The organism is Streptomyces sp. 63XJN7_1_ISO-PGPR-S23-121 (genome assembly GCF_056173025.1).
This window is the reverse complement of record NZ_CM149653.1, coordinates 2,398,200-2,420,465: the sequence shown is the minus strand read 5'-3', so window position 1 is coordinate 2,420,465 and position 22,266 is coordinate 2,398,200. Positions and strand designations below refer to the sequence as shown.

Sequence of the window (22,266 nt, the reverse complement as noted above, 5' to 3'; positions counted from 1 at the left end):
CCGCCGATGCGCTACGAACACTCGCCTCCCCGGGGGATCCGCACACGCCCCGGACTCAGGCGAGCGACAGGAAAAGCTTCTCCAGGCGCGTCCGCATCGGTGCGGAGTCGCCTCTCGGTTCCACGAGTTCACGCACCCCCGGTGAATGCGCCAGGGTCACTCGCCGGACGCACACAACGTCCTGCCAGACCGCCTGGAGGACGCCGCGGCGCCACTGCGCGCTGCCTCGACCCGCACACCTCAACCGGTCGCCTGCGCCTCCGGAGTCCGCTCCTCCGAAGCCTGCGCCCGGCCAGACACCCCAGGCATCGAGGCAGCGGCCTCGGACGGCGGCACCACAGCATGGGCAGCAGACGAGCAGCTTGCCAGAACCTACGCGTCCTACCCGAGGAGGCCAGGTCCGCCTGGTCGCCGCCGGATCCCCGGTTCTCGTGGCCTGCTGGCCGGATTGGACCTGCCGCGCCTGACGTACTGATCGCACTACCGTAGCCCATACCTCCTGGCCCCAGCGGCGCGGTCGTCGCCAATGAAGTTGTCCACTTGGCAACCCTGGAGGGTCGCGTCCCAACGCGCAATCATCGAGCACGAAGCCAGCCTCTGCCCGTCCTGTCGTCCGAAGGAGAGGGTTCTCCAGTGAGGAGACCAGACCGATGACCGCATCCGTCTCTTTCCCCGGTGCGGCAGTACCCACAACGATCCATCCGACGCGTCGGTGGCACGCTGCGCGGAGCTCGGACACACGGGCGCCGGCCGGCCTCGCCCCACCCTCACTCGCTGGTGCTCAGCGAGGCGCTGAGCACCAAGAGCGTCCTGGCTGCCGTCCCGAGCCGCCACGGGCAGCCCAACCGTATGCACGCGGTGTCGTTCGCCATCCCCACCGGGCGCATCCCGCCAGTGTCCTCGACCTCGTCGAACGCATCATGCCGGACGGGAGGCTGGAATTTGGGGCGCAATCACAAATCCGGGCCCAGTGGACCGAGGGCGGACTCCTCGACGTGGGCGCGGACCGTCTCGGCGAGTGGGTCGCCGAGCAATTCGAGCACGGTCAAGGCCTTCTTCCACATCTCGAGCGCCTCCGCCCCGTAGCCCTGCTCCTGAAGGCACAGGGCGTGGTGGTGGAGGGTCCAGCCCTCTCCCCACTCATTTCCGGCGGCATGGTGCAGTCGCAACGCCTCATCGAAGTAGGAGACAGCCTGTTCCGGTTCCGCGAGGTGGTAGTGAGCAATGCCCAGGTTCGTACGAGTAATGGCCTCGACCCAGGTGTTGTCGATCTCCCGGTGCATCACGAGCGCCTGCTGAAGAACTACCACTGCCTCCTGGCAGCGGCCGACGTGGACCCGCGCCTCACCGAGGTTGTTGAGGAGGATCCCCATGATCCAGGGCTGCTGGACATCGCGTCCGGCAGCCGCGGCGGGCTCGAGGTGCACAAGGGCTTCGGCGTAGCGCCCCTGTCGGAGGTTCACGTCACCAAGATTGCTCAACGCGTTGACCTGTCCCAATGTGTCTCCGACGCGTTGGTACACGCTGAGCGCCTGTTCGAACTGAGCGGTCGCTTCGGTGTAGTTGTGCGACTCCGCGCAGGAACCACCCCGGTAGGTGTGCATGCGAGCCCGGGCTTCCAGGTCTTCGACCTGCATGGCCGAGGCGAGCCCCAGCTGAGTTACATGATCCCAGTCGGAACGGTGCTTGCGCAGATAGAGGAATCCGACCAGCGCGGCGGCCAGTTGCCAAGCCACCGCGTGCATTCCAAGTGCGGCGGCCTCATCCACCGCGGCGATCAGATTGCGCCGCTCGGTCTCGCACCACAGCAGGGCCTGCGCACGCTCGGTGAACGTCGGCACCCGGTCACCGGGAGGCGACACATCGCGCAGCTCATTCAGCCAGCGGTTCGGAGTGATCACCTGCGAAGCGGCTCTCACCGTGTGCAGATACCACTCCAGCGACCGGCGCACCGTCTGCCGGCGCGTCTCGGTCGATTCCTCCTGTCTGGCCTTGTCAATCGCGTACAGGAGCAGCAGATCGTGGAATCCGTAGCGGTGAGGCGTCGGCTCCGTGAGCAGGTGCGTGCGCACGAGCGTACGCAGCTGGTGTCGGGCATCTTCGGCGGTCGTGCCCAGCAGGGCAGCGGCTGCCTCCGCGCTGATGCCCCGGCCGGGGTGCAGCGCGAGAAGGCGGAACGCACGGGCCGCGGGCGCGGCCAGAGTGGCGTAGGACCGGGAGAAGGCGGCGCTCACTGCCGTTCTCGGATCTTCATCGGAGGCCAGCAGATTCAGCCGGTTGGGTTCCTGCGCCAAGTCAGCCGCCAGGTCAGCGAGCACGACGTGAGGGCGTTCGGCAGCCAGGTCGGCGGCGATCGCCAGGGCGAGCGGAAGACGGGCGCACCAGCGGACGATGTCCGCGGCCGCACCGGGCTCGGAATCGACCCGGCTTCCGCCGACCCGGGCTCGCAACAGCGCCAACGCGTCTTCGTCGTCGAGCGGATACAGCGTGAGGAGGCGCGCGTGGTCGTGGACGGCAAGACCGGCGAGCCGGCTGCGACTCGTGACCAGCACAAGACAGTCAGCCGCGCCGGGAAGCAGGGGGCGGACCTGAGCGCTGGTCGCCGCGTTGTCGAGCACCATGAGGACACGTCGCCCGTTCAGTGTCGAGCGCAGCAATTTGGAACGCTCGGCCGTGGCGTCGGGGATGACGCCGGCCTCAACGCCCAACGCACGCAGGAACTCTCCGAGCACCTGTCCCGGCGGGAGCGGCGCCGCAGCCTCCGAGTGGCCCTGCAGGTCGCAGTACAACGCACCATCGGGGTAGCGATCCCGCTGGCTGTACGCGACATGCAGAGCCATCGTGGTCTTGCCCACCCCCGCCATCCCGTCGATCCCGATCACCACGGTCCGGCCGACCACGCCCGCCACCGTCTCAAACAGGTCACGAGCCGTCTCCGACCGGCCGACCATCGATGCAGCAGAGGGCAGCTGAGCCGGGACTGCAACGGGTGCTCTGCGCTCGACCGCCGCTCTCGGCGGGGAAACGGACACCAGCGCTTCCAGCACACCGTCCAGTTCGAGGGCCCGGTCGCACGCAACCGCGAGCTCGTGCGTCGGCGGCCTCACGCCGTTCTCGATCTTGCTGAGATACCCCTTGCTGAAGTGGGTCAACGCCGCCAGCTGGGTCAGAGACAAGCTCCGAACGCGCCGGAACGTCCGCAACTGCATCCCGAAATCCTGCTGTGAGTCCACCGAACGCCTTCCGCCAAGCCCTTACGCGATCGACCCCGCCGAGTCCCCGCAGCAAGAAGGAACTCAGCTCCGCCACAAGCGGGGAACCTGTGACGGAAGGGTCGAGGAACCAGAGTAGTTCGCCACGAGGCCCATCGGGATCTCGCCAGTTGTCGATGTAAGGAAATTCAGAGGTTGAGGGTGTCGTGCGGCGTCGTAAACCCTCGCAGAGCACCGCAACGGGGACGTTCCTGCGCTTGATGCCGACCCGTTGCGCGGTCAGGACGACTACGTCGCCGAACGCGGCCGGACCCCCTACCTGGCCCACATACACACCACAGACAAGGTGATACAGCCATGACTTCACACCTGGTGCACGACTGGTCCTATCTGACGTCGCTGCTACGCCGCCTCGAGAGCGTGGCCCACTTGCCGACGATCAAATCTCTGGGCAAGCACCACGACGTCGTGATCACCGCAGCTCATGAAGCAGGCGGACAGTTGCTCTCCATCATGGATTCGAACCCCGGAGGCTGCGGACCAGTAATCGCCGAGGAGGGCCACCCATGGATGTACTGGATCGTCCCGCCCGGCACGAAAAGGCGCTGGGTCAACCCATACGGAGTATGTGTCTCCGCGCCGTGGCGGATTCCCTTTCCACCAACGTTTCACGAGCAGCCCCTCGGGCCGTACTGGCTTCGGCGCTTTCATACCGACGTTCGCGTAACACCGGACGATCTCTCCGACGCCCTCCATGACGTGCGGCCGGCGCCGGTTCCGTACCAAGCCGTCACAGCCTTTCTGCGCCAGCCAGCCGTGGCGGATGCGCACACTCCCTGACGGGCAGAGACGCCAGTGCCTCGCCCTCCCTCGCCAGTGACCGATCGCTACGTCACGGAGTCAAAGCCCGACGGAAGCTCCGCACACCGAAGGACAGCCACTCATGAAACCTCTGCGAAACCTCGTCACTGGCCGACCAGCCCTCACCCGTCTGCGAGCGTTCCTGATGAGCGTCGTGTGCGCGGCCGACAACCGAGCCTTCGAGGCCCGGGTGAGTGCCGCAGCGTCACATCACCCCGCATGACGAACGATCCCGCGTCGCCCCAGCCGCCATCCCGGCCTCCGTGAGTACGCGTCGTCACAGGCGAGCGCCCGCCGAGAGCGAGGCCCGCTGTCCGACCGGCCGCTCCGCCGTTCAGTCGCGAATCCAGCCGCTGGAAGAGATCTCCACAACAGGGATCCGCCCACCCACGTCGATCTGCAGTGTCCCCGGACGTGACACATCCCCCGCGTCCGATCTGCCGTCCGCGCGGAGCCGTTGCCACCGCACGACACGAAGGAGCCATCATGGCCGCTCGTCCACAGGCGTATGTCCCCTGCGTACGTCGCGCGCTTCTTCTGGCTGTTTTAGCAGTCCCGCTGCTCGGGTGGGCGCTGCACGCCATAGCACTTCAGCGCCGGCTCGCCTCTGCCAGTCGCGACCCGCTCACCGGGCTCCTTCGCCGCGACGGATACACCGCCAAGGCGCAGCAGATTCTCGACCGCTACGGCAACGATACCGTGACGCTGATCTGCGACCTCGATCACTTCAAGGAAATCAACGACAGACTCGGACACCCCGCCGGCGACGCCGTGCTGGCAGCGACCGCACAGCGGCTCGCCAAGTGGGCGGGCAGCACGGCCGCCGTCGGCCGGCTCGGCGGGGACGAGTTCGCTCTCACGACCCGGCTCGGCTCCGGTCTCCAGCACGCATGCCTCGCACGCCTGATGTCTTCGCTCACCCAGCCGGTCCTTCTGGACGACGGCCAGGTCGTCAACGTCGAGGCCTCCGTCGGGGCTGCGACGCCCGACGTGATCGGCACCACCAACCTGTCGCGTTTGCTCAGAGCTGCTGACGCTGCTCTCTACGACGGCAAGCACACCGGCCGGGCAACCATCGCCGGGGCCCGGCACGGGGCGAATGCGTCCGTCAACGGCCGCCGGGCCGGACGCCCCGGCACCCGCGACCTGGCGCAAGCATCATGACCGTCCCCGCACCGAAGAGAACCGCCCTCGACCAAACACCCGGCGCGCAATCGAGCGCCCGACGCCGTGTGACCGGCTCGCCGCCGACACGATCCGGCCGCACAAACCCTCGTCCGCCTGCCCGCACCTTCGAATCGAGGTACACCCGATGAGCTCCGCCAAACCCTCTGCCGCCGACATCCCGTTTCCCCGCATCCACAAACCGACCAGCTGCCGGACAACTCCTGAGCTCTTCGCCCACGAATACGAAGAACATGGGTACCAGGTCGCCCAGCGCATAGCGGATGCCCAGGCACAGTGCGCGGTGTGCCCGATCGCACCTCAGTGCCTCAAGTGGGCACTCGCACACCCGGAGGAGACGCCGACGGGTATCTGGGCGGGCACCACCGCCCGACAGCGGACCGTGCTGCGCACCCGCTTGATCGCCCGACTCGGCCCCGACTGGATCACGATCGTCGCTGCCGCGGACCGCGCGCGGCGCGAGCGGGCGCTCGCCAAACGACATCATCCGCCCACCGTCAGCCAGGCACGTCTCGCGCACCTGGACCGCGAGCGCCAAAGGCGGGACCTCCGCGGGCGTCGCCGGCCCCCTGCCGCCCATTCCCGGGGGCCGGAACCGCCGGCGCCCGATGTCCGCTCGCGCGCAGCCGTCACTGAGGAGGTGTTCTGAGCCGGCCTCGAGCCGTCACGGCCTGAGCAGCGCTCACGCGGACCTGTCATCTTTCTTTCGTAACGCGGCATGAGAGGAGTGTCGTTGACGTGGTGTGCGTAGGTGTGAAACATCAACGAGCGTGTAGACGTGGTTCCTCGGGATGGGCCCCGCTGGCCATAAAGGATGTGATCGATGAGTGGGTCGAGACTCGGGCGCATCCTGGTCCAGAACGACGTGCCGTCGATGAGTTGGGCCTCGTCCTCGCGGTCGGGGTGTTGTCGAGGTTCCAGATGTAGGTGGCGATGCCGGTGTTGAAGTACATGTTGGTCGGCAGCGCGACGATCGCCTCGACCAGGTCGTTCTCCAGCAGCCGCCTGCGGATGTTGGAGGGGCGCGACTCGGCGGCACCGTTGAACAGCGGCGAGCCGTTCATGACGATGCCGACACGGCCGCCGCCGTCCGCGGGGGCGCGCATCTTGGAACCTCCGCCCCGTGGGCCTTTTGACTCGATGCTGGCTGATGTCCTGCCCTGCCGTCGCGGAGCGGGAGTCGGACGCCGGGTCGCAATATACGAGCTTCCGGCTCGCCGAGCATCTGGACGCCGCCGGCATCGCCGCCTCGATCGGATCGGTCGGCGACGCCTACGACAATGCCCTGATGGAGAGCACGATCGGTCTGTAGAACGGACTTAACGACCTCTAAGTTGCCGATATTGACGCTGAACAGGCCGAACAGTCACCTCTTGCGTGATGATCAAGGCCAGTTCTAGCATCCCTCCGAGGCAAAAACCATGGAGGGAAAGGGACTCTTCCTCCATCCCCCGAACTCGCTTGGGAATTATGTGAACCTGCCGATACAACCCCCGAATGCACACAGCGCATTTGCGTTGAAAATCGCCCATGATCGGGCACTTGAATACCTGACTCATCGCGTCGGGCCCGACGGTGCGCTTCGTGACGTCTGCGGGAGCAGGGTCCTGGAGTCGGCCTTGATGCTGACCTTGCTGAAGCAGCAAGGCGTCCTCCCCCAGGCACAGGCCCAACTGGCCGCCTACCTACAGGCAGCGCCCTGGCACAGCCCGCTCGACGGTCTCGTGGCGCGGGCAGCGACGGGGAGCACGCCGTCGGCGGCCGAGGTGGGGGCGTTCCTGGCGTCTTTCAGCCACTGGACCGGCGCACGCAAGCGGCTCCTGCTCCAATCGGTTCTGAGGTTCGTCGGATGCGAGGTCCCCCCGACCGGCCCGGGACCGGACTATCGCGGTCACGCGACCTGGACCTCCCTGGTCCTGTGTGCGATCGGAATGACCGAGACGGCGGGCACGACGGACGGCGAGGCCAGACGCGATTATCTGACCGGCATCCTGGCAGACTGGCACGGGCGAGTGTATGAAGCCAACGCGCTGGCTCACCTGGTCGCGTTGCACGCCCTGCACCAGGTCGATCCAGGGCACCCGGCGATCGGTGACGGGATCACCGCCCTGGAGGCGATTCGAGCCCCAGGCGCAGGGGTGCCCTTCATCGCGGGGCAGGATGTCTTCGTGACGGCGCTGGCGGCGTTGTGCCTGGCCCGCGCCGGAGCCGAGGGCGACCTGCTGGAACAGATGGGTGACTTCCTGGTCAGTGCCCAACTCCCGGACGGCGGATGGGGTTACACCGCCCTCGCCTCTCAGAGCGACGTCGACGACACCTCCCGCTGTGTGGAAGCCCTCCGACTGATCAACGCCTCCCGATATCGCGAGGCGCGGGACAAGGGCGAGCGGTACCTGCTGGCGATGGCCGGCCCAGACGGTTCTTTCCCGACCTACGTCCACGGACACGAGGGGGAGGTCGACATGACCGCAGTCGCGATCCTCGCGCTCGGTCCGCGTCTGGGCGAACGGCTGGCCGCAGCGGCCGACTTCATCGCGTCGAAGCAGCATCAGGATGGGACTTTCCCAACCTCCTGGACCCTCAGCACAGCGAGCGTGGCCAGCAATGCCATCGACGCGCTGGAGGCCTGCGGGATGCACGGCAAAAGCGTCGACCGGGCGGTCCGGTCGCTGACCCGGTCACAGAACGCCGACGGCGGCTTCGGCCAGCGCCCTGGCATGCCCAGCGATGTCCTGTCCACCGCCCAGGCCGTCCAGGCCCTCACCGGGCGCGCCCGGGGGCGGGTGGTGCCGGACGCCCTGAACTACTTGTTGCACCAACAGCACAGCGACGGCTCCTTCACCTCGGTGCCCGACCAGATCGGTCCGCGACCGATCCCGTACGACTATCCGGTCCTGGCAACCGTTCAGGCCCTGACTGCTCTCACCCCCTGGAGGCCGTGATCACCTACGAGTGCACACCACGAGAACGGCAAGCGCACAGTGCGATCCTTGCACCGCTCCTGCCCCCCACGCCGCGTCCCACGACGATGCGCTGGCCGGGCAACGGGTTCAAAGGCGTGGAGGAGGACCGCTGTTACGAGTTCGTCAGGGAGTGCAGTGGCGAACTCGCCACTGGCCGCAGGCTGGAGGCCCTGGCAGCCGTGTGGACGTTCATGCGCGAGATCGCGGCACGTCCCGACGCGTTGGTGACAGACGACGACGGCGCCCGTATCGACGGGGTTTCGCTGAATGAGATCCTTCATGTCCTCCTGCCCGCGGACCTCGAGTCGGTACGCCGGCTGGGGCGGGACATCGTGGACACGTGCCTGGCCCTGGCAGCCGTTCCCGGCACTGTGGCCGAAACGATCACCACTCTGCATGCCACGTGGATCAAGATTTACTGCGCACTGGAGGGCTGCCCCGCCCGGCCCGACGCCGACTACCTGCTGATCGCTCGCGTCGCCGCTGCATTCAACCCCAGCCTTGGCGGACTGTCGGCGCCCTACCAACCCGCCGCTGGCCTCGACGCCACCAACCGGCGCCGCATGGATGTGTTCGTCGCCGAAACCGCCCTGATCAGCTACTGCATGCTGGATGGTGAACCCGCCTTCCGCCAAGTGGTCATCCGCTATCTCTTCGGCGCCAAGTCCTCAGCCACGATCGACCCGGGCCGGGACGAGGTAGCGCGGTTTGGGGACACGTTGCGGACGGTGCTGGACCGTCCGACCTACGAGCATGACGACTACGTGGGCCGACAGGGCTACCAGGACGGTTTCGCCCGGGTCATGGGGCCGGTGGACGACACCGCAATCAGTGCCGACCTCGCCAGATGGGCCGGTGTGGTCGCTGCTACGCTACAGCGGCTGCCCATCCGCTTCACTGCAGGTCAGACCGCGATCGCTGTCCAGGTATGCCAGACCATCCGCGAGGTGGTGCAAGCGGCCCAACCCGAACCCGTCTGGGGAACAGGCCCGAACTGGGCATACGCGATCTACTTCGCCACGTCAGCGGGCCCGCGTGGCATGACCCTCCCTCACTTCTACGCACTCACCGAGGTCTTCGCCTACTACATCAGTATCGAGAAGGCTCGCGACGAGGAGAAGACCTGCTGGCAAGACCTCCCCGTACTCCCCGAGCCGGACTCCCGCGTATGGGATGTCCTGCTTGAGGGATGGTCTGAGGACGGGAAGCAGGACATGGCCCGCGTGCACGCCGACGTAGTCCGGCTCCGGGGCAGTGCGGAGGCCGATGACTGGGGGCCTGCCCCCTCCTCCACCTCGACCGAGACCGGCTCCTTCACTCTCGGCCCCACCTACGAGGGGTATATCACCAGCCGGGCCCGCGACGGATTCTGGATCATGGCTGAGACCTACGCCACTGGTGTGGCCGGGGGTCCGATCAATGTCGTTGAAGAGCCGAATTGCTGGGCGCTGATGGAAGCATCGGTCTACCTCTTCGAGCTGGCATACATGCACCGGCGCCAGTGGGAGGACTCGTCGCGGGACATGGCCGATGGGCTGGCCGGTCACCTCCTCGGCCCTCCCTCCATCGCCGAACGCTCAAGCTGGGCGTTCAGCCGCGCACTGGACGTCCTGCGGTCCCGGCGTGACGTCATCGAAGCCGACGACCAGCAGATGAGACCCGTCACACTCGCCGGCGCCCTCTACGTAGTGGGCACATGCTTCCCTGGCTGTCCAACCTGGTACCACCTGGCACAGGACGCCCCTGGGGGTGAGGCCAGGGATCCGGCGAAGTGACGTGACGAGGCGGGCCGACCTTCACGATCATGGGCCCTTATGCGAGATGCGCGGGCCCGCCTCGGTGCCCTGCTGGTGTTCCATGTTCGCGGTTCGATGTCCACGCCGCCACCGCGCACGTCGCCTGCCGGATGGGGGGCGTTCGCGTCGGTGGGACACCGGGCCATGACATGGGTGCCCGCAGTGGCGGACCGGACGCCGGTGCGGTGTCGGGACCCCGTATGTCTGCTCGGCCCTCCAACCCAGACGCAACCGGCCTGCGGTCAGCGGCTCAGCGTAAGCCGGGGTCTGGGGGCGTCCGTGCGGCCGGTACGCGGGCGGCGGCCGGCCCGGTAGAGCAGCCGGCCAGGTGGCACCGGGCCCTTCGTAGCCCTGCGCGGCGGCATCCGAACGTCCATGCCGAGCAGTGCGTCGGTGACGAGGTAGCAGTTGCCCATGTTGAAACGGGCGTCGCCCCAGGTAGGCGAAGGCGGTCTCCTTCAGGGGCTTGCCGCTGTGCTCGGTCATGGTGAGCACGTCGGCGAGCATCTGAGTGGGGTGCCAGCCGTCGGTGAGGCCGTTGTAGACGGGCACACCGGCGTAGGCGGCCAGCTCCTCGACGTTGGCCTGACTGTCGCCCCGGTACTCGATGGCGTCGAACATGCGACCGAGGACGCGGGCGGTGTCCTTCGCGGACTCCTTGTGCCCGATCTGCGGGCCGGCGGGGTCGAGACAGGTGGTGCGGGCGCCCTGGTCGGCGGCGGCGACCTCGAACGCGCACCGGGTGCGCGTTCGAGGTCTTCTCGAAGACCAGCGCGATGTTCCGGCCTCGCAGGTACTGCGTCTCGGTCCCGGCCTTCCTGAACGGGGACGGCCTGCGCGCCAGGGATGTCTGCCGCACCCTCGGCACCGGCACCGAGCCGCGGCACACCGAAGGCATGCGCGCCAAGCTGAAGCGCCTGGTCAACCGCAGCATCCTCGCCGAAGCCGAGCGCGGCCTGTTCACCCTCACCCCTCCAGCACCGACCACCCCAGAGACCGACTCAAGCTGAAATCGAACGAACTCCTCGATAGCCTGCTCCGGCTCCGAGTCCCTACCGAACCCGGAACGGTTCAAGGTGCCCGTTGTCGCTCCACGCCCGCTCTGGTGAACAGTGCACGCACAAAACCGCAGGTCAAGAGCCCTTCGCCGCCGGTTCAAGGATCGCCAGGCACTCCACATGGTGCGTCATCGGAAAGATGTCGGCTTCCGACGGCCGGTTCGAACTTGAGCCTGCTCGAGCAGAGTCAGACTCACGCCTTGCGCTCATCCCTCGGCGCCAGGCTTCTGCCCTGCCCTCGCAGGCAGTCACTCAACGTGTCCTTGGCAGCGCCTCCGGTGGCATGACGTCCCATGCCACCGGGCCCGCCGCAACGTCACTTCCTGGGGAAAATCTGGGGAGTATCGCCGGCCCTGGGGAGCGCGTGGGGAGAATCGACCGTGTAACGCGGCACAATTCTGAAAGACGCTGAAAGACTCATCCGCACAGGTCAGTGGTGGGTACAGCCGCATCGATGCAGGTCAGCGCTACCACGTAGACAACTTCACGACGTAGGTGCCCAGGTCGTCGGCCTCGACGACGCCGGGGACGGAGCCGCCGGTGTGCAGGGGCTCGAGGTAGCGGGGCGCGGTGACCTCTGTCAGCATTTCCCTGCCCGCAGCATCTCTTCGCCCTGCCGTCCCTGGGAGCTCCGCGCCGGTCCGCCGCCCGTCGCGGCCTCCGGCATGAAGGGACCAGGGTAACCGGGGTGCCGGCCGGCACGGAGTGCCCCCGGCGCCCCCACGGCTGCCGGCCGGGGCCCGGCCGCGGGCGTCCCGCCATACACGGCCGGCCGCGCACCGGCCATGGACGCCCGTCACACAGGGCTCACCGCAAGCCTGGCCGCCTCCCCCATGTCACCGCCGCCGAGCGTGCCCGCATGATGCACGGCACACCGCGTCCCGTCCGCGGCCGGCAGCGGCGCCGGACGGGTTCATCCCCGAGGAGGCAGTCATGGGGCAGTCACATCCTCCGGCCCGCCGCACGCAGGGCCGCCGCTTCGCCGCTCGTGTCCGCCGCCGGTTCGCCGCCGTGGCCGGAGCCGTCCTGGTCCTCGCGGGCGGTCTGCTCGCCGTGGGGCCGAGCACGTCCGCCTCAGGGGGCCTGACCCAGGTCACCGGCTTCGGCACCAATCCCGGCGCCCTGTCCATGTACACCTACGCGCCCGACGGGCTGCCGGCCGGCGCCCCGCTGGTGGTGGCCCTGCACGGCTGCACGCAGAGCGCGAACGACTACTACACGCACTCCGGCTGGCCAAAGATCGCCGACCGCTACGGATTCGCGCTGGTCCTCCCGCAGACGAGCAGCGGCAACAACGCCAACTCGTGCTTCAACTGGTTCGAGCCGGGCGACAGCGCGCGGGGGCGGGGCGAGGCCCTGTCGATCAGGCAGATGGTCGACAAGGCCGTCTCGCTGTACGCCGGTGACAGCCGGCGCGTGTACATCACCGGTCTGTCCGCCGGCGGGGGCATGACCGCGAACATGCTCGCCGCCTACCCCGACGTGTTCGCCGGCGGCGCCGTGGACTCGGGCCTGCCCGCGTACTGCGCGAACAGCGTCTCCAGCGCGTACACCTGCATGTACAGCCCACCGGACAGGACTCCGGCGCAGTGGGGCGACCTGGTGCGCTCCGCCGCCCCCGCCGGTACGGCCGCCTGGCCCCGGGTGGCGATCTGGCAGGGCACCGCCGACACCACCGTCCGCCCCGCCAACGCCACCGAACTGCGCGACCAGTGGACCGACGTGTGGGGCACCGGCCAGACGCCCTCCCGCACCGAGAGCCTGGGCGGGGGCACCACGCTGAGCGTCTACGACGACCCCGCCGGACGGCCCGCCGTCGAGGTCTACTCCGTCTCCGGCATGGCCCACGGACTCGCCGTCGATCCGGGCACCGGCCCGGAACAGTGCGGCAGCACGGGCACCTACTACCTGGACACCATCTGCTCCAGCTACCACACCGCCCGCTTCTGGGGCCTCGACGGCGGCGCCCCGGACACGGGCACCCTGCCCGCGCCCACCGGACTCACGGTCACCGCGGTCTCCGACACCACGGTCACCCTGGGCTGGCAGCCGGTCGCCGACGCGAAGTCCTACGCCGTCCGGCGCGACGGGACGACGGTGGGCACCACCACGTCGGCCGGGTACACCGACACCGGTCTCGCCGCCGGTACGGCCCACCACTACACCGTGGCGGCCGTCGACGCCGCGGGCGCGACGGGTGCGGCGTCCTCACCGGTGACCGCGACCACCACCGGATACACGCCCTCGTGCCACACGGCGAGCAACTACGCCCACACGGCCGCCGGGCGCGCCCACCAGAGCGGCGGATACACCTTTGCCAGCGGCTCCGACGAGCCCATGGGGCTGTGGAACACGTTCACCACGCACACCCTGGAGCAGACCGCTCCCGGCTACTACGTCCTCGCGGACTCCGGCTGTCCGGCCTGACCCCCGACGGCGGCGACACCGAGGTGCGTGAGGACACGGCGCCGTACCGGCCGCGCTCGGGATTTCCCGAGTGCGCCGGGTCTCACGCCCCGGGCAGCAGCGGATTCGGCAGCGGACGGTAGCGCGCGGCGGCGCCGTCCGCGTTGGTCCAGCGCAGCAGGAGGTTCGTCTTGGCGGGGAGGGCCGGGGCGGTGAGCAGCGCCGGGATCTCGGGCAGGTCGTGGCGGGCGAGGGCGGCGCGCAGGGCGGGCCGCGGGTCGAGGCCCGGGTGGTGTTCGGCGAGGGCGCCGGCGATCTCCAGCAGGTGGTTGACGACCAGGCAGTACACCAGCCGCTCCCATGCGGCCGCGCGGGGAATGTCCGGGAGGAGCTTGACCCCCTCCGCGTCCCGGAAGAGGGCCTGCACCGGGGTGCCGCCGGCGTCCACGGCGACCAGCGTGTTCTGCAGGTGCGCCTCCAGGACGACGCCGTCGTCGGCGAAGGCGGTCAGGACGGGCGGGACGACGGCGTCGAGATACGCCTCCCACCAGGCCGCGGGGTCCGGCGCGGCCGCCAGGGGGCTGCCGGGGAAGCCCTCCGCGAGGGCCGCGGCGAGCAGCGGGGTCGCACCGGGCAGCAGGCCGGTGCGCAGCCCGTCGCGGACCACGACGGCGAGTTCCTCGAAGGCGAAGTCGGCGGTGCGGTAGCCGCGGTCGGAGAGCCAGGCCGCCGGCGGACCGACCGACGCGAAGGCCTCCGTGACGGCCGTGTCGGTGCGGCGCAGGTTCAGCAGGTCGTGGCGCCACAGGCGGCGGATGTCGTTGGTGATGCGCACGTCGAGGCTGAACTTCAGGAACAGGTCCCGACCCGGCGGGTACTCGGGCGCGTACACCGTGCGGACCGCGGCCGTCGGCCACACCGGGAACGGGGTCGTGCCCAGCCTGATCAGCCGTCCGTCGGCGAAGGCCGGGGCGAGGGCCGTCGCCGTCAGGCCGAGCTGCCAGGGGTGGGCGGGCAGCAGCCGGTACCCGGGCGGGGCCGCTCCGAGGGCGTCCAGGGCGCTGGTGTCGCCCTCCTCGACCACCGAGTCGGCCCGCACGGCGAGCAGGGCCAGCGGGAAACGGGCGTGGGCCTCCGGCGCGTAGGGGAGCCAGCCGGCGTGCGGGCCGCCGCCGCGCGCCTTGGGGGCGGGGTGGTGGGTGTGGCCGGTGAGCAGGGACTGCTCCGAGCGCAGGTACGGGTCGTCGGGCGGGGCCGCACCGGCGCGGGCGGTCAGCAGCGCGGCGACCGCGTCCCGGCTGTCGGTCATCTCGGTGGGCAGTTCGTGGTTGGGCAGGCCGGTGTGCCGGCGCAGTTCCTCGGCGACGAGTCTCACCAGTTCGGCGTGGCCGACGCGGTGCCAGCCGTCCGCCGCGCGCACCTCCGGCTCGGCGGGACGCCGGCCGCCGCGGACCCGGAGCAGCCGGCCGCCGGGCAGCCGGTACACCGGCCGGTCGCCGGAGGCCGGGCGCGGTTCGGCCACCTCCCGCAGCAGGCAGTTCAGCAACGGCACCGCCGCGTGGGCGTCGGCACGTTCCGCGACGCCGTCCGGCGAGGCGGCGTCGGCGCCGGAGGACGGGGGCAGGAGATCCACGCGTTCCACTCGTTCCCTACGGTCTGTCAGAGGGCGGGGACGATCAGTATGTCCGCCGTGGTCCGATCGCCGTGACGTCCCGCTCGTCCCGCCCGCGTACCCGTCCCGTACCCGAGGAGCCCGCCCGTGCACCGTCCCGCCACCGCCGAGGCCGAGGTCGCCGACGAACTGGCCGTCGTCCGGCCCGGTCTCGTCCCTCGGTACAGGGCCGAGCTGCCCGGCGCCCGCGCCGCCGTGCTGACCCGGCTGTGGCGGGCGCTCGCCCACGAGCCGCTGCCGTGGATCATCGGCCGGGAGTCCGCGCGGGGCGGCCTCGTGCTGCGCCTCGGGGACGGCCGGCGGCTGCGCGGCCCGGCCGCCGACCCGTACCGCACCGACGCGTACGTCTCCTCGGTGCGGCTCGGCGGGACCCCGTACGACGACCCCGCGCGGCTGGTGACGGACCTCGCCGTGCCGCACTCGGCGGGTTTCGCCGCCGAACTCGGGCACAGTGTCGCGTCCATGGCCCTGTCGCGGGCCGGGCAGGATCACCCGGACGAGTGGCCGGAGAGCGACTGGGGCTGGGAGCAGCGGGTGGTCGACGGTCATCCGTTCCACCCCGCCTGCCGGTCCCGGCCGGGTTTCTCGGTGGCCGAGCAGCTCGCCTACGGGCCCGAGCACGGCCCGGTCGTGGCGCTCGGGCTGGTCCCCGTCCCCGCGGCCGGGTGCCTGGTGACGGGGGTGTGGCCGCCGGAGCTCCGGGACGGGGGGCGGCTGCTGATCCCGGTGCATCCGTGGCAGGCCGCCCACGTGCTGAAACGGCCGGGCGAGGCGACGCTTCCCGCGCATCCGCTGATGTCCCTGCGCACGCTCGCGGTGCCCGGCGGTCCGCACGTCAAGACGGCGCTGAGCGCACGGCTGACGTCCTCGGTCCGGGACATCTCCGTCGCCTCGGTCGCCGCGTCGGACACCCTGTCGGCGTTCGGCCGGGCGATGGCGGGGCGCACGGACGGGCTGCTGGACGTCACCCGCACCCTGGGCGCGGCCACCGCGCACTCCCCCGACCTGGCCGCCGTCCTGCGCGAGCCGCCCGGCGCGTACGCGGCGGCCGGCGAGCACGTCGTCCCGGTGGCGGCGCTGGCGGCCACCGGGCTGCCGCGGTCCGCCGCATGGCTGGCCGGCTTCGCGCGCCTCTGCCTCACCGTCGGGCTGGGTCTGCTCGAGCTGGGCGTGGCGCTGGAGGCGCACGGTCAGAACCTGCTCGTGGTGCTCTCGGCGTCGGGCGAGCCGCTTCGCCTGGTCTACCGCGACCTGGCCGACATCCGGGTGAGCCCGGCCCGGCTCGCCCGGCACGGCATGGCGGCCCCGGACCTGCCCGCGCGCATGCTCACCGACGATCCGGCCGCCCTGCGCCGCAAGCTGTTCGGCTCGCTGGTCGCCGGCACTCTCGCGGGGGCGGCGGGATCAGGGGCGGTGCTGGGCGCGGCCCTGGACTCGGCCGTCGGCGAACTGCCGTCCACGCCGGACCTCGTGGCGCTGCGTGAGGAGCCGCTGCCGGTGAAGGCGCTGACGCTGATGCGCATGTCGCCGGGCACGGAGGGCGACTTGTGGGCAGAGCTGCCCAATCCCCTTTCCGCCAAGTGACGTTGCGGCATCCGGGCGGTCTCGTTTTGGAGCACGGCAGTCGCGGTCAATAGGATCCGCCGATGATCACAAGAAAACGGCTGGCGGCGGGCGTCTGCGCTCTGCTCGCCGCACTGACGGCCGGGATCGCCCTGCCGGCCGGTGCGGCCGCCGGTGAACCCACGGGCGAGGACGCGCCGAAGGTCGATCTCGTGCTCGACGTCAGCGGGTCGATGCGAACCCGGGACATCGACGGCGGCACGCGGATGGCCGCGGCGAAGCAGGCGTTCAACGAGGTGCTCGACGCGACGCCCGAGGAGGTGCAGCTCGGCATCCGGACGCTGGGCGCCGACTACCCGGGCGACGACCGCGCGACCGGCTGCAAGGACACCGCGCAGCTCTACCCGGTCGGCCCGCTGGACCGCACCGAGGCCAAGACCGCGGTGGCGACCCTGTCGCCCACCGGCTGGACGCCCATCGGGCCCGCGCTGCTCAAGGCCGCCGGCGACCTCGACGGCGGGACCGGCTCCAAGCGGATCGTGCTGATCAGCGACGGCGAGGACACCTGCGCCCCGCTCGACCCGTGCGAGGTGGCCCGCGAGATCTCGTCCAAGGGCATCGGGCTGACCATCGACACGCTCGGCCTGGTCCCCAACGCCAAGATGCGGCAGCAGCTGAGCTGCATCGCCGAGGCGACGGGCGGCACCTACACCTCGGTGGAGCACACCGACGAACTCACCGACAAGGTGAACCAGTTGGTGGATCGCGCGGCCGACCCGGTGGTGACCCCGGTCGCCGTCGAGGGCGCCGACGCGTGTGCGAAGGCCCCCGCGCTGAAGTCCGGGCTGTACACCGACCGCGAGGAGTTCGGGAAGCAGCGCTGGTACCGGGTGGACGTGCTGCCCGGCGAGGAGCTGCGCGCCTCGGTGAGCGTGTCCGCCGACCGGGCCGTGAATCCGTCCTACGGCGTGCTGCTGCGGGCGGTCACCGTGCACGGCCGGGAGATCGTGCGCGGCGAGGCGGCGGACAACGGCCGTACGGACGTGGTCTCGACCGGTCTGCGCTACCCGAAGCCGGAGATCGACGACGCGGATACGGACAAGCCTGCCGCGGAGACCGTGTGCCTCCAGGTCACCAACTCCTTCTCCGTCGCGCCCGGCGTGAAGACCACTCCGGGTCTGCCGCTGGAGCTGACGGTCGACGTCGTGGACGGCCCGAACCAGGCCGCCGACGTGGCCGCCTTCGGCCTCGGACGCGGCTGGTGGCTGCTGGGCGTACTGGTGCTCGTCGGCTTCCTCGCCGGTCTGCTGTGGGGCTGGCTGTCGCGCTGGCGGTTCGCGGTCTGGAGGACCCACTGATGCGTATCACCCGAGTGTTGAGCGCCGGCCTGCTGCTGCTCGGCCTCGCCGCGGCGCCCGCGGCGGCCGACTCCTCGCCCTCCGCGAGCCCGTCGGGCGACGGCGGCGCGCCGAGTTCGGCGGGCACGTCCTTCCGCACGGCGACGGAGATCGAGCAGGGACAGCGGGCCACGGCGAGCGGCTCCGCGGGCGACTACCTGTACTGGTCGTTCCCGGCGGACGCGGAGCAGCGGCCGACCGTGAAGGCCACGGTGAAGCTGCCCGAGAAGCACGCCGCCGAGACCTGGCGGATCGACGTGTACGACGGTCTGCGCCGCCGCCAGGCCTGCCAGTGGGGCGCGCAGACGCGCACGGCGGCCGAGGGCACGCCCTCCGTGGAGCTGGCCTGCGTGCTGCGCACGGTCCGCGCCTGGTCCGAGGCGTGGGCCAACGACCCGCTGCCGGGCACGTACTACGTCCGGCTGACGGTGGTGAACCTGCCGACGTCCGACCTCGGCATACCGGTCGGCGCCGAGGTCCGGGTCGACTCCCGTGACATGGGCGGGGCGGCGGCCGTGGACGGCTCGCTGGCCGAGCCGCTGGTGCCGGGCGTCGCGGTGAAGTCCGGGCAGGACGACGACTCCGGGCGCGGCGCCGTGCTGTCCGCGATCGAGCCCGAGGACGGCTGGTCGTCGGGCTGGTGGTCCGACCGGTGGGTGTGGACCGGCATCGGCGCCGTGCTGGCCGCGCTGGCGGGCATCGGCGGCTACGCGCTGACGCGCGGCTCGGGACGCCCCTCGCGGGTGCCGCCGGGCGCCTGAGGCCCGGTCAGGAGGCCCGCCCCCGGCGGGCCTCCTGCCGTTTCACCCCTCCCCGAGGGCCTTGGCCGCCGCGCCGTCGCCGGTCACCTCGACGCGCCCGTCCCGCACCGCGTCCCGCAGATCCAGCTCCCCGCGGCTGAGGGCCGCGCACGTCCCGGCGTCCATGCCCAGCCGGGCGTCGGGCTCGCCCGGCGCGGGTCCGTCACCGTAGACCGGGCCCTCGTCCGCACCGGCGTACAGATGGAAGTCGCCCTCCTCCAGCCTGACCTCGACGAGCCCCTGCGCCGCGCCCGCCGCCCGCAGGGCCCGCTGCAGGGGCAGCGCGAACCAGTGGGCCCGCACCGCGTCCGTGGGCCGCCGCTCCCCCAGCTCACCGGCGCCCCACGCCCCGAGCGCCTCCAGGACGGGCAGCAACTCCCGCCCCCGGGGCGTGAGTTCGTAGACGTACGCCGCTCCGGGCGGCGGTAGCCGGCGACGGGTGGTCAGTCCGTCGCGCTCCATGTCCTTCAGCCGCGAGGCGAGTACGTCCGTGCTGACGCCGGGCAGGTCGGCGTGCAGGTCGGTGTAGCGCCGCGGACCGGCGAGGAGCTCCCGGACGATCAGCAGGGTCCAGCGGTCGCCGACGGCGTCGAGCGCGCGGGCGGCGGAACAGTACTGGTCGTAGCTTCGGCGAGGTGACATGCGACGCAGTGTAGACACGTTGTTGGACTTTCCAAGCTCACACTTGGTAAAACCAAGCAACACCAGATACCGGAGGGGAATCGGCGCATGGAGTTCCGGCAGTCGAACAAGCTCAGCGAGGTCTGTTACGAGATCCGCGGCCCGGTGATCGAGCACGCCGACGCCCTGGAGGAGGCGGGGCACAGCGTGCTGCGGCTGAACACCGGCAACCCGGCCCTGTTCGGCTTCGAGGCGCCGGAGGAGATCCTCCAGGACATGATCCGGATGCTGCCGCGGGCACACGGCTACACGGACTCGCGCGGCGTCCTCTCCGCCCGGCGTGCCGTCGCCCAGCGCTACCAGGCCCTCGGCCTCGAGGTCGGCGTGGACGACGTGTTCCTCGGCAACGGCGTCTCCGAGCTGGTCTCCATGGCCATGCAGGCCCTGCTGGAGGACGGCGACGAGGTCCTGATCCCCGCCCCCGACTTCCCCCTCTGGACGGCGGTGACGACCCTCGCCGGCGGCAAGGCCGTCCACTACCTGTGCGACGAGCAGGCCGAGTGGTACCCGGACCTGGCCGACATGGAGTCGAAGATCACCGACCGTACCAAGGCGGTCGTCGTCATCAACCCGAACAACCCGACCGGCGCCGTCTACCCCAAGGAGATCGTCGAGGGCATCCTCGACCTCGCCCGCCGCCACGGCCTGATGGTCTTCGCCGACGAGATCTACGACCAGATCCTGTACGACGACGCCGTCCACCACTCGGCCGCCGCCCTCGCCCCCGACCTGGTGGTCCTCACCTTCTGCGGCCTGTCCAAGACGTACCGGGTGGCGGGCTTCCGCTCCGGCTGGCTGGTGGTCACGGGACCGCGGCAGCACGCGCGGGACTACCTGGAGGGCCTGACCATGCTGGCCTCCATGCGCCTGTGCGCCAACGCGCCCGCCCAGTACGCCATCCAGGCCGCGCTCGGCGGCCGCCAGTCCATCCGTGAGCTGACCGCGCCGGGCGGGCGGCTGCGCGAACAGCGCGACGTGGCCTGGGAGAAGCTGAACGAGATCCCCGGCGTCTCGTGCGTGAAGCCCAGGGGCGCGCTGTACGCGTTCCCGCGCATCGACCCGAAGGTGCACCGCATCCACGACGACGAGAGGTTCGTCCTGGACCTGCTGCTGCGCGAGAAGATCCAGGTGGTCCAGGGCACCGGCTTCAACTGGCCCTCCCCCGACCACTTCCGCATCCTGACCCTGCCGTACGCGGACGACCTCGAGGCGGCGATCGGCCGGATCGGGCGCTTCCTGAGCGGGTACCGCCAGTAGGGCCGGGTGTCAGCGCGGGACCGTCTCCGGCCTGTGGCCGCACGAGGTCGGCGAGCCTGTCCGTGATCACAGGCCGCACCCGACTCGTCCGGCGTGCGAGGATCGGTGTCCATGGGTGATCTTTTTCTGGTCCGGCACGGCGAGACCGAGTGGTCGCGGTCCGGGCGGCACACCGGGCTGACGGACGTGCCGCTGACCGAGAACGGACGGAAGCAGGCGCGCGGTCTCGTGCCGTTGATCCGGTCGCACCGCATCGGGGCCGCGTTCGTCAGCCCCTCCCAGCGGGCGCGCGAGACGGCCGAGCTGATCGGGCTGCACGGCCTGCGCGTCGACCCCGACCTGCACGAGTGGGACTACGGGGGCTACGAGGGGATCACCACGGTCGAGATCCAGCGGACCCGGCCGGACTGGTTCCTGTTCACGGACGGCGTCATCCCCGGGCCGGCGGACCACCCCGGCGAGACGCCCGAGCAGGTCGGTCAGCGGGCCGACCGGGTGCTGGCCAGGGTGGACGCCGCGTTCGCCGACACCGAGGGGTGCGTGGTGCTGGTGACGCACGGGCACTTCCTGCGGGTGCTCACCGCACGGCACCTGGGGCTCCCGGCGTCCCACGGGGCACTGTTCCAGCTGGGTACGGGCACCCTGTGCCGGCTGGGAACGGAGCACGGGCGGCCGGTGATCGCCGCGTGGAATGTCAGACCCCCGTCGTAGTCTTCGAAGGTGCCGCCGGTGAGGAGAGGGGATGCCGTGACACGACCGCCGACCGCCGCGCAGCGACGTGTCATCGACGCCGCCGACCCCGTCACCGGACGGCTGCGGGGCACGCAGGCGCAGCTCGCGGCGCTGGTGAGGCGGGGACTCGCCTTCCGGCACCCGCGCCCGCCGCACGACTGCTTCCTCACCCCGGCCGGACACCGGATACGGGAGGCGCCCGACGAGCCGGCGACGGCACCGGCTCCGGAGCCCGCCGCCCCCGCTGCCGCCGACGGCGTGTTCGCCGCGCGGGTGGGGGGCGCGGAGGACGGGCCGCTCGACACCGGGCCGGCGCGCCGGCGCGAGGTACGGGGGGCCTGGGAGGGCCTGCTGGAGCTGCGCCGGATGACGCATCCGGACGGGGCCGTGGACCGGCCGTGCGGGTGGGAGCGGACGCATCTCGTGCGGGCCGCCGCGCTGGCGCTGGAGGCGGCGGGACACCGCCCCGCGGGTCCCGCCGGCGACGACGGGTACCGGGTGCGCGCGACACCGCAGCCGGAGGCCGTCGCCGTCCACGCGGCCGACGGCACCGAGCTGGGCGCCTGCGCGGCGACGCTGGAGGCGGCGGGCTGGCAGACCGGGGAGCACACCGAGCCGCGCAGCCGGGCCCGTTATCTGCTGGCCTCTCCGCGGAAGGTGTGACGCCCGTGCCACGATCGTCC

General features: G+C 70.8%; 17 protein-coding genes and 3 pseudogenes. 14 read left to right on the top strand and 6 right to left on the bottom strand.

Annotation, left to right across the window (positions count from 1 at the left end):
* Window positions 1–953 precede the first annotated feature (953 nt).
* Window positions 954–3,233: a tetratricopeptide repeat protein gene (locus AC0VYN_RS10695; RefSeq protein WP_475535779.1), complete on the bottom strand. Its 2,280-nt coding sequence runs from the start codon at window positions 3,231–3,233 to the stop codon at window positions 954–956.
* 336 nt (window positions 3,234–3,569) lie between these two features.
* On the opposite strand from AC0VYN_RS10695, the gene AC0VYN_RS10690 reads away from it, so the two are divergent.
* The 3 genes from AC0VYN_RS10690 to AC0VYN_RS10680 all read left to right on the top strand — a co-directional run bounded on the left by AC0VYN_RS10690 (window position 3,570) and on the right by AC0VYN_RS10680 (window position 5,907).
* The gene (locus AC0VYN_RS10690; protein WP_351285065.1) at window positions 3,570–4,052 is read left to right on the top strand and encodes a hypothetical protein; all 483 of its coding nucleotides are present in this window, start codon (window positions 3,570–3,572) and stop codon (window positions 4,050–4,052) included.
* A gap of 507 nt (window positions 4,053–4,559) precedes the next feature.
* On the top strand, window positions 4,560–5,237 hold the full coding sequence (locus tag AC0VYN_RS10685) for a GGDEF domain-containing protein (protein ID WP_475535778.1): 678 nt from the start codon (window positions 4,560–4,562) through the stop codon (window positions 5,235–5,237).
* A gap of 148 nt (window positions 5,238–5,385) precedes the next feature.
* A complete protein-coding gene (locus AC0VYN_RS10680; RefSeq protein ID WP_475535777.1) occupies window positions 5,386–5,907 on the top strand; it encodes a WhiB family transcriptional regulator in 522 nt (173 codons plus the stop codon).
* A gap of 112 nt (window positions 5,908–6,019) precedes the next feature.
* Here AC0VYN_RS10680 and AC0VYN_RS10675 read toward each other — a convergent pair whose 3' ends face one another.
* Window positions 6,020–6,364 carry an N-6 DNA methylase gene (locus AC0VYN_RS10675; RefSeq protein WP_475535776.1) on the bottom strand — a complete coding sequence of 115 codons (345 nt, stop codon included), beginning with the start codon at window positions 6,362–6,364 and terminating at the stop codon, window positions 6,020–6,022.
* Between the two features lie 74 nt (window positions 6,365–6,438).
* On the opposite strand from AC0VYN_RS10675, the pseudogene AC0VYN_RS10670 reads away from it, so the two are divergent.
* From AC0VYN_RS10670 to AC0VYN_RS10660, 3 genes and pseudogenes are all read left to right on the top strand, one after another.
* Window positions 6,439–6,567 (top strand): annotated as a pseudogene (locus AC0VYN_RS10670) (IS3 family transposase); the annotation flags it as partial.
* Window positions 6,568–6,880: 313 nt separating this feature from the next.
* Complete coding sequence (locus tag AC0VYN_RS10665; protein WP_475535775.1) at window positions 6,881–8,200, top strand: prenyltransferase/squalene oxidase repeat-containing protein; 1,320 nt, start codon at window positions 6,881–6,883, stop codon at window positions 8,198–8,200.
* On the top strand, window positions 8,197–9,996 hold the full coding sequence (locus AC0VYN_RS10660) for a hypothetical protein (protein WP_475535774.1): 1,800 nt from the start codon (window positions 8,197–8,199) through the stop codon (window positions 9,994–9,996). The genes AC0VYN_RS10665 and AC0VYN_RS10660 overlap by 4 nt, the downstream gene beginning before the upstream one ends.
* Window positions 9,997–10,364: 368 nt before the next feature.
* Here AC0VYN_RS10660 and AC0VYN_RS10655 read toward each other — a convergent pair.
* Window positions 10,365–10,837 (bottom strand): annotated as a pseudogene (locus AC0VYN_RS10655) (Rossmann-fold NAD(P)-binding domain-containing protein); the annotation flags it as partial.
* Here AC0VYN_RS10655 and AC0VYN_RS10650 point away from each other — a divergent pair.
* Window positions 10,794–11,027, top strand: coding sequence for a hypothetical protein (locus AC0VYN_RS10650; protein ID WP_475537071.1), 234 nt, complete (start codon window positions 10,794–10,796; stop codon window positions 11,025–11,027). The pseudogene AC0VYN_RS10655 and the gene AC0VYN_RS10650 sit on opposite strands and share 44 nt — an antisense overlap.
* 524 nt (window positions 11,028–11,551) lie before the next feature.
* Here the strand turns inward: AC0VYN_RS10650 and AC0VYN_RS10645 are convergent.
* Window positions 11,552–11,662 (bottom strand): annotated as a pseudogene (locus AC0VYN_RS10645) (HipA family kinase); the annotation flags it as partial.
* A 346-nt stretch (window positions 11,663–12,008) separates the two neighbouring features.
* Between AC0VYN_RS10645 and AC0VYN_RS10640 the strand changes: the two are divergent.
* A complete protein-coding gene (locus tag AC0VYN_RS10640; protein WP_475535773.1) occupies window positions 12,009–13,502 on the top strand; it encodes an extracellular catalytic domain type 1 short-chain-length polyhydroxyalkanoate depolymerase in 1,494 nt (497 codons plus the stop codon).
* Window positions 13,503–13,584: 82 nt separating this feature from the next.
* Here AC0VYN_RS10640 and AC0VYN_RS10635 read toward each other — a convergent pair whose 3' ends face one another.
* The gene (locus AC0VYN_RS10635; RefSeq protein ID WP_475535772.1) at window positions 13,585–15,123 is read right to left on the bottom strand and encodes an IucA/IucC family protein; all 1,539 of its coding nucleotides are present in this window, start codon (window positions 15,121–15,123) and stop codon (window positions 13,585–13,587) included.
* A gap of 117 nt (window positions 15,124–15,240) precedes the next feature.
* Between AC0VYN_RS10635 and AC0VYN_RS10630 the strand changes: the two genes are divergently transcribed.
* The 3 genes from AC0VYN_RS10630 (at window position 15,241) to AC0VYN_RS10620 (ending at window position 18,874) form a co-directional block, all read left to right on the top strand.
* Window positions 15,241–16,737, top strand: a complete 1,497-nt coding sequence (locus AC0VYN_RS10630; protein ID WP_475535771.1) for an IucA/IucC family protein — start codon at window positions 15,241–15,243, stop codon at window positions 16,735–16,737.
* Window positions 16,738–16,799: 62 nt separating this feature from the next.
* Window positions 16,800–18,074 carry a vWA domain-containing protein gene (locus tag AC0VYN_RS10625; RefSeq protein ID WP_385463205.1) on the top strand — a complete coding sequence of 425 codons (1,275 nt, stop codon included), beginning with the start codon at window positions 16,800–16,802 and terminating at the stop codon, window positions 18,072–18,074.
* Complete coding sequence (locus tag AC0VYN_RS10620) at window positions 18,074–18,874, top strand: hypothetical protein (protein WP_475535770.1); 801 nt, start codon at window positions 18,074–18,076, stop codon at window positions 18,872–18,874. The genes AC0VYN_RS10625 and AC0VYN_RS10620 overlap by 1 nt, the downstream gene beginning before the upstream one ends.
* 42 nt (window positions 18,875–18,916) lie before the next feature.
* Here AC0VYN_RS10620 and AC0VYN_RS10615 read toward each other — a convergent pair whose 3' ends face one another.
* A complete protein-coding gene (locus AC0VYN_RS10615; protein ID WP_475535769.1) occupies window positions 18,917–19,555 on the bottom strand; it encodes a winged helix-turn-helix transcriptional regulator in 639 nt (212 codons plus the stop codon).
* A gap of 87 nt (window positions 19,556–19,642) precedes the next feature.
* Between AC0VYN_RS10615 and AC0VYN_RS10610 the strand changes: the two genes are divergently transcribed.
* From AC0VYN_RS10610 to AC0VYN_RS10600, 3 genes are all read left to right on the top strand, one after another.
* A complete protein-coding gene (locus AC0VYN_RS10610; RefSeq protein WP_475535768.1) occupies window positions 19,643–20,851 on the top strand; it encodes a pyridoxal phosphate-dependent aminotransferase in 1,209 nt (402 codons plus the stop codon).
* 111 nt (window positions 20,852–20,962) lie between these two features.
* Entirely contained in the window at window positions 20,963–21,562 is a 600-nt protein-coding gene (locus AC0VYN_RS10605) for a histidine phosphatase family protein (protein WP_475535767.1), read from the top strand.
* Window positions 21,563–21,598: 36 nt separating this feature from the next.
* On the top strand, window positions 21,599–22,246 hold the full coding sequence (locus tag AC0VYN_RS10600) for a hypothetical protein (protein WP_475535766.1): 648 nt from the start codon (window positions 21,599–21,601) through the stop codon (window positions 22,244–22,246).
* Window positions 22,247–22,266 lie beyond the last annotated feature (20 nt).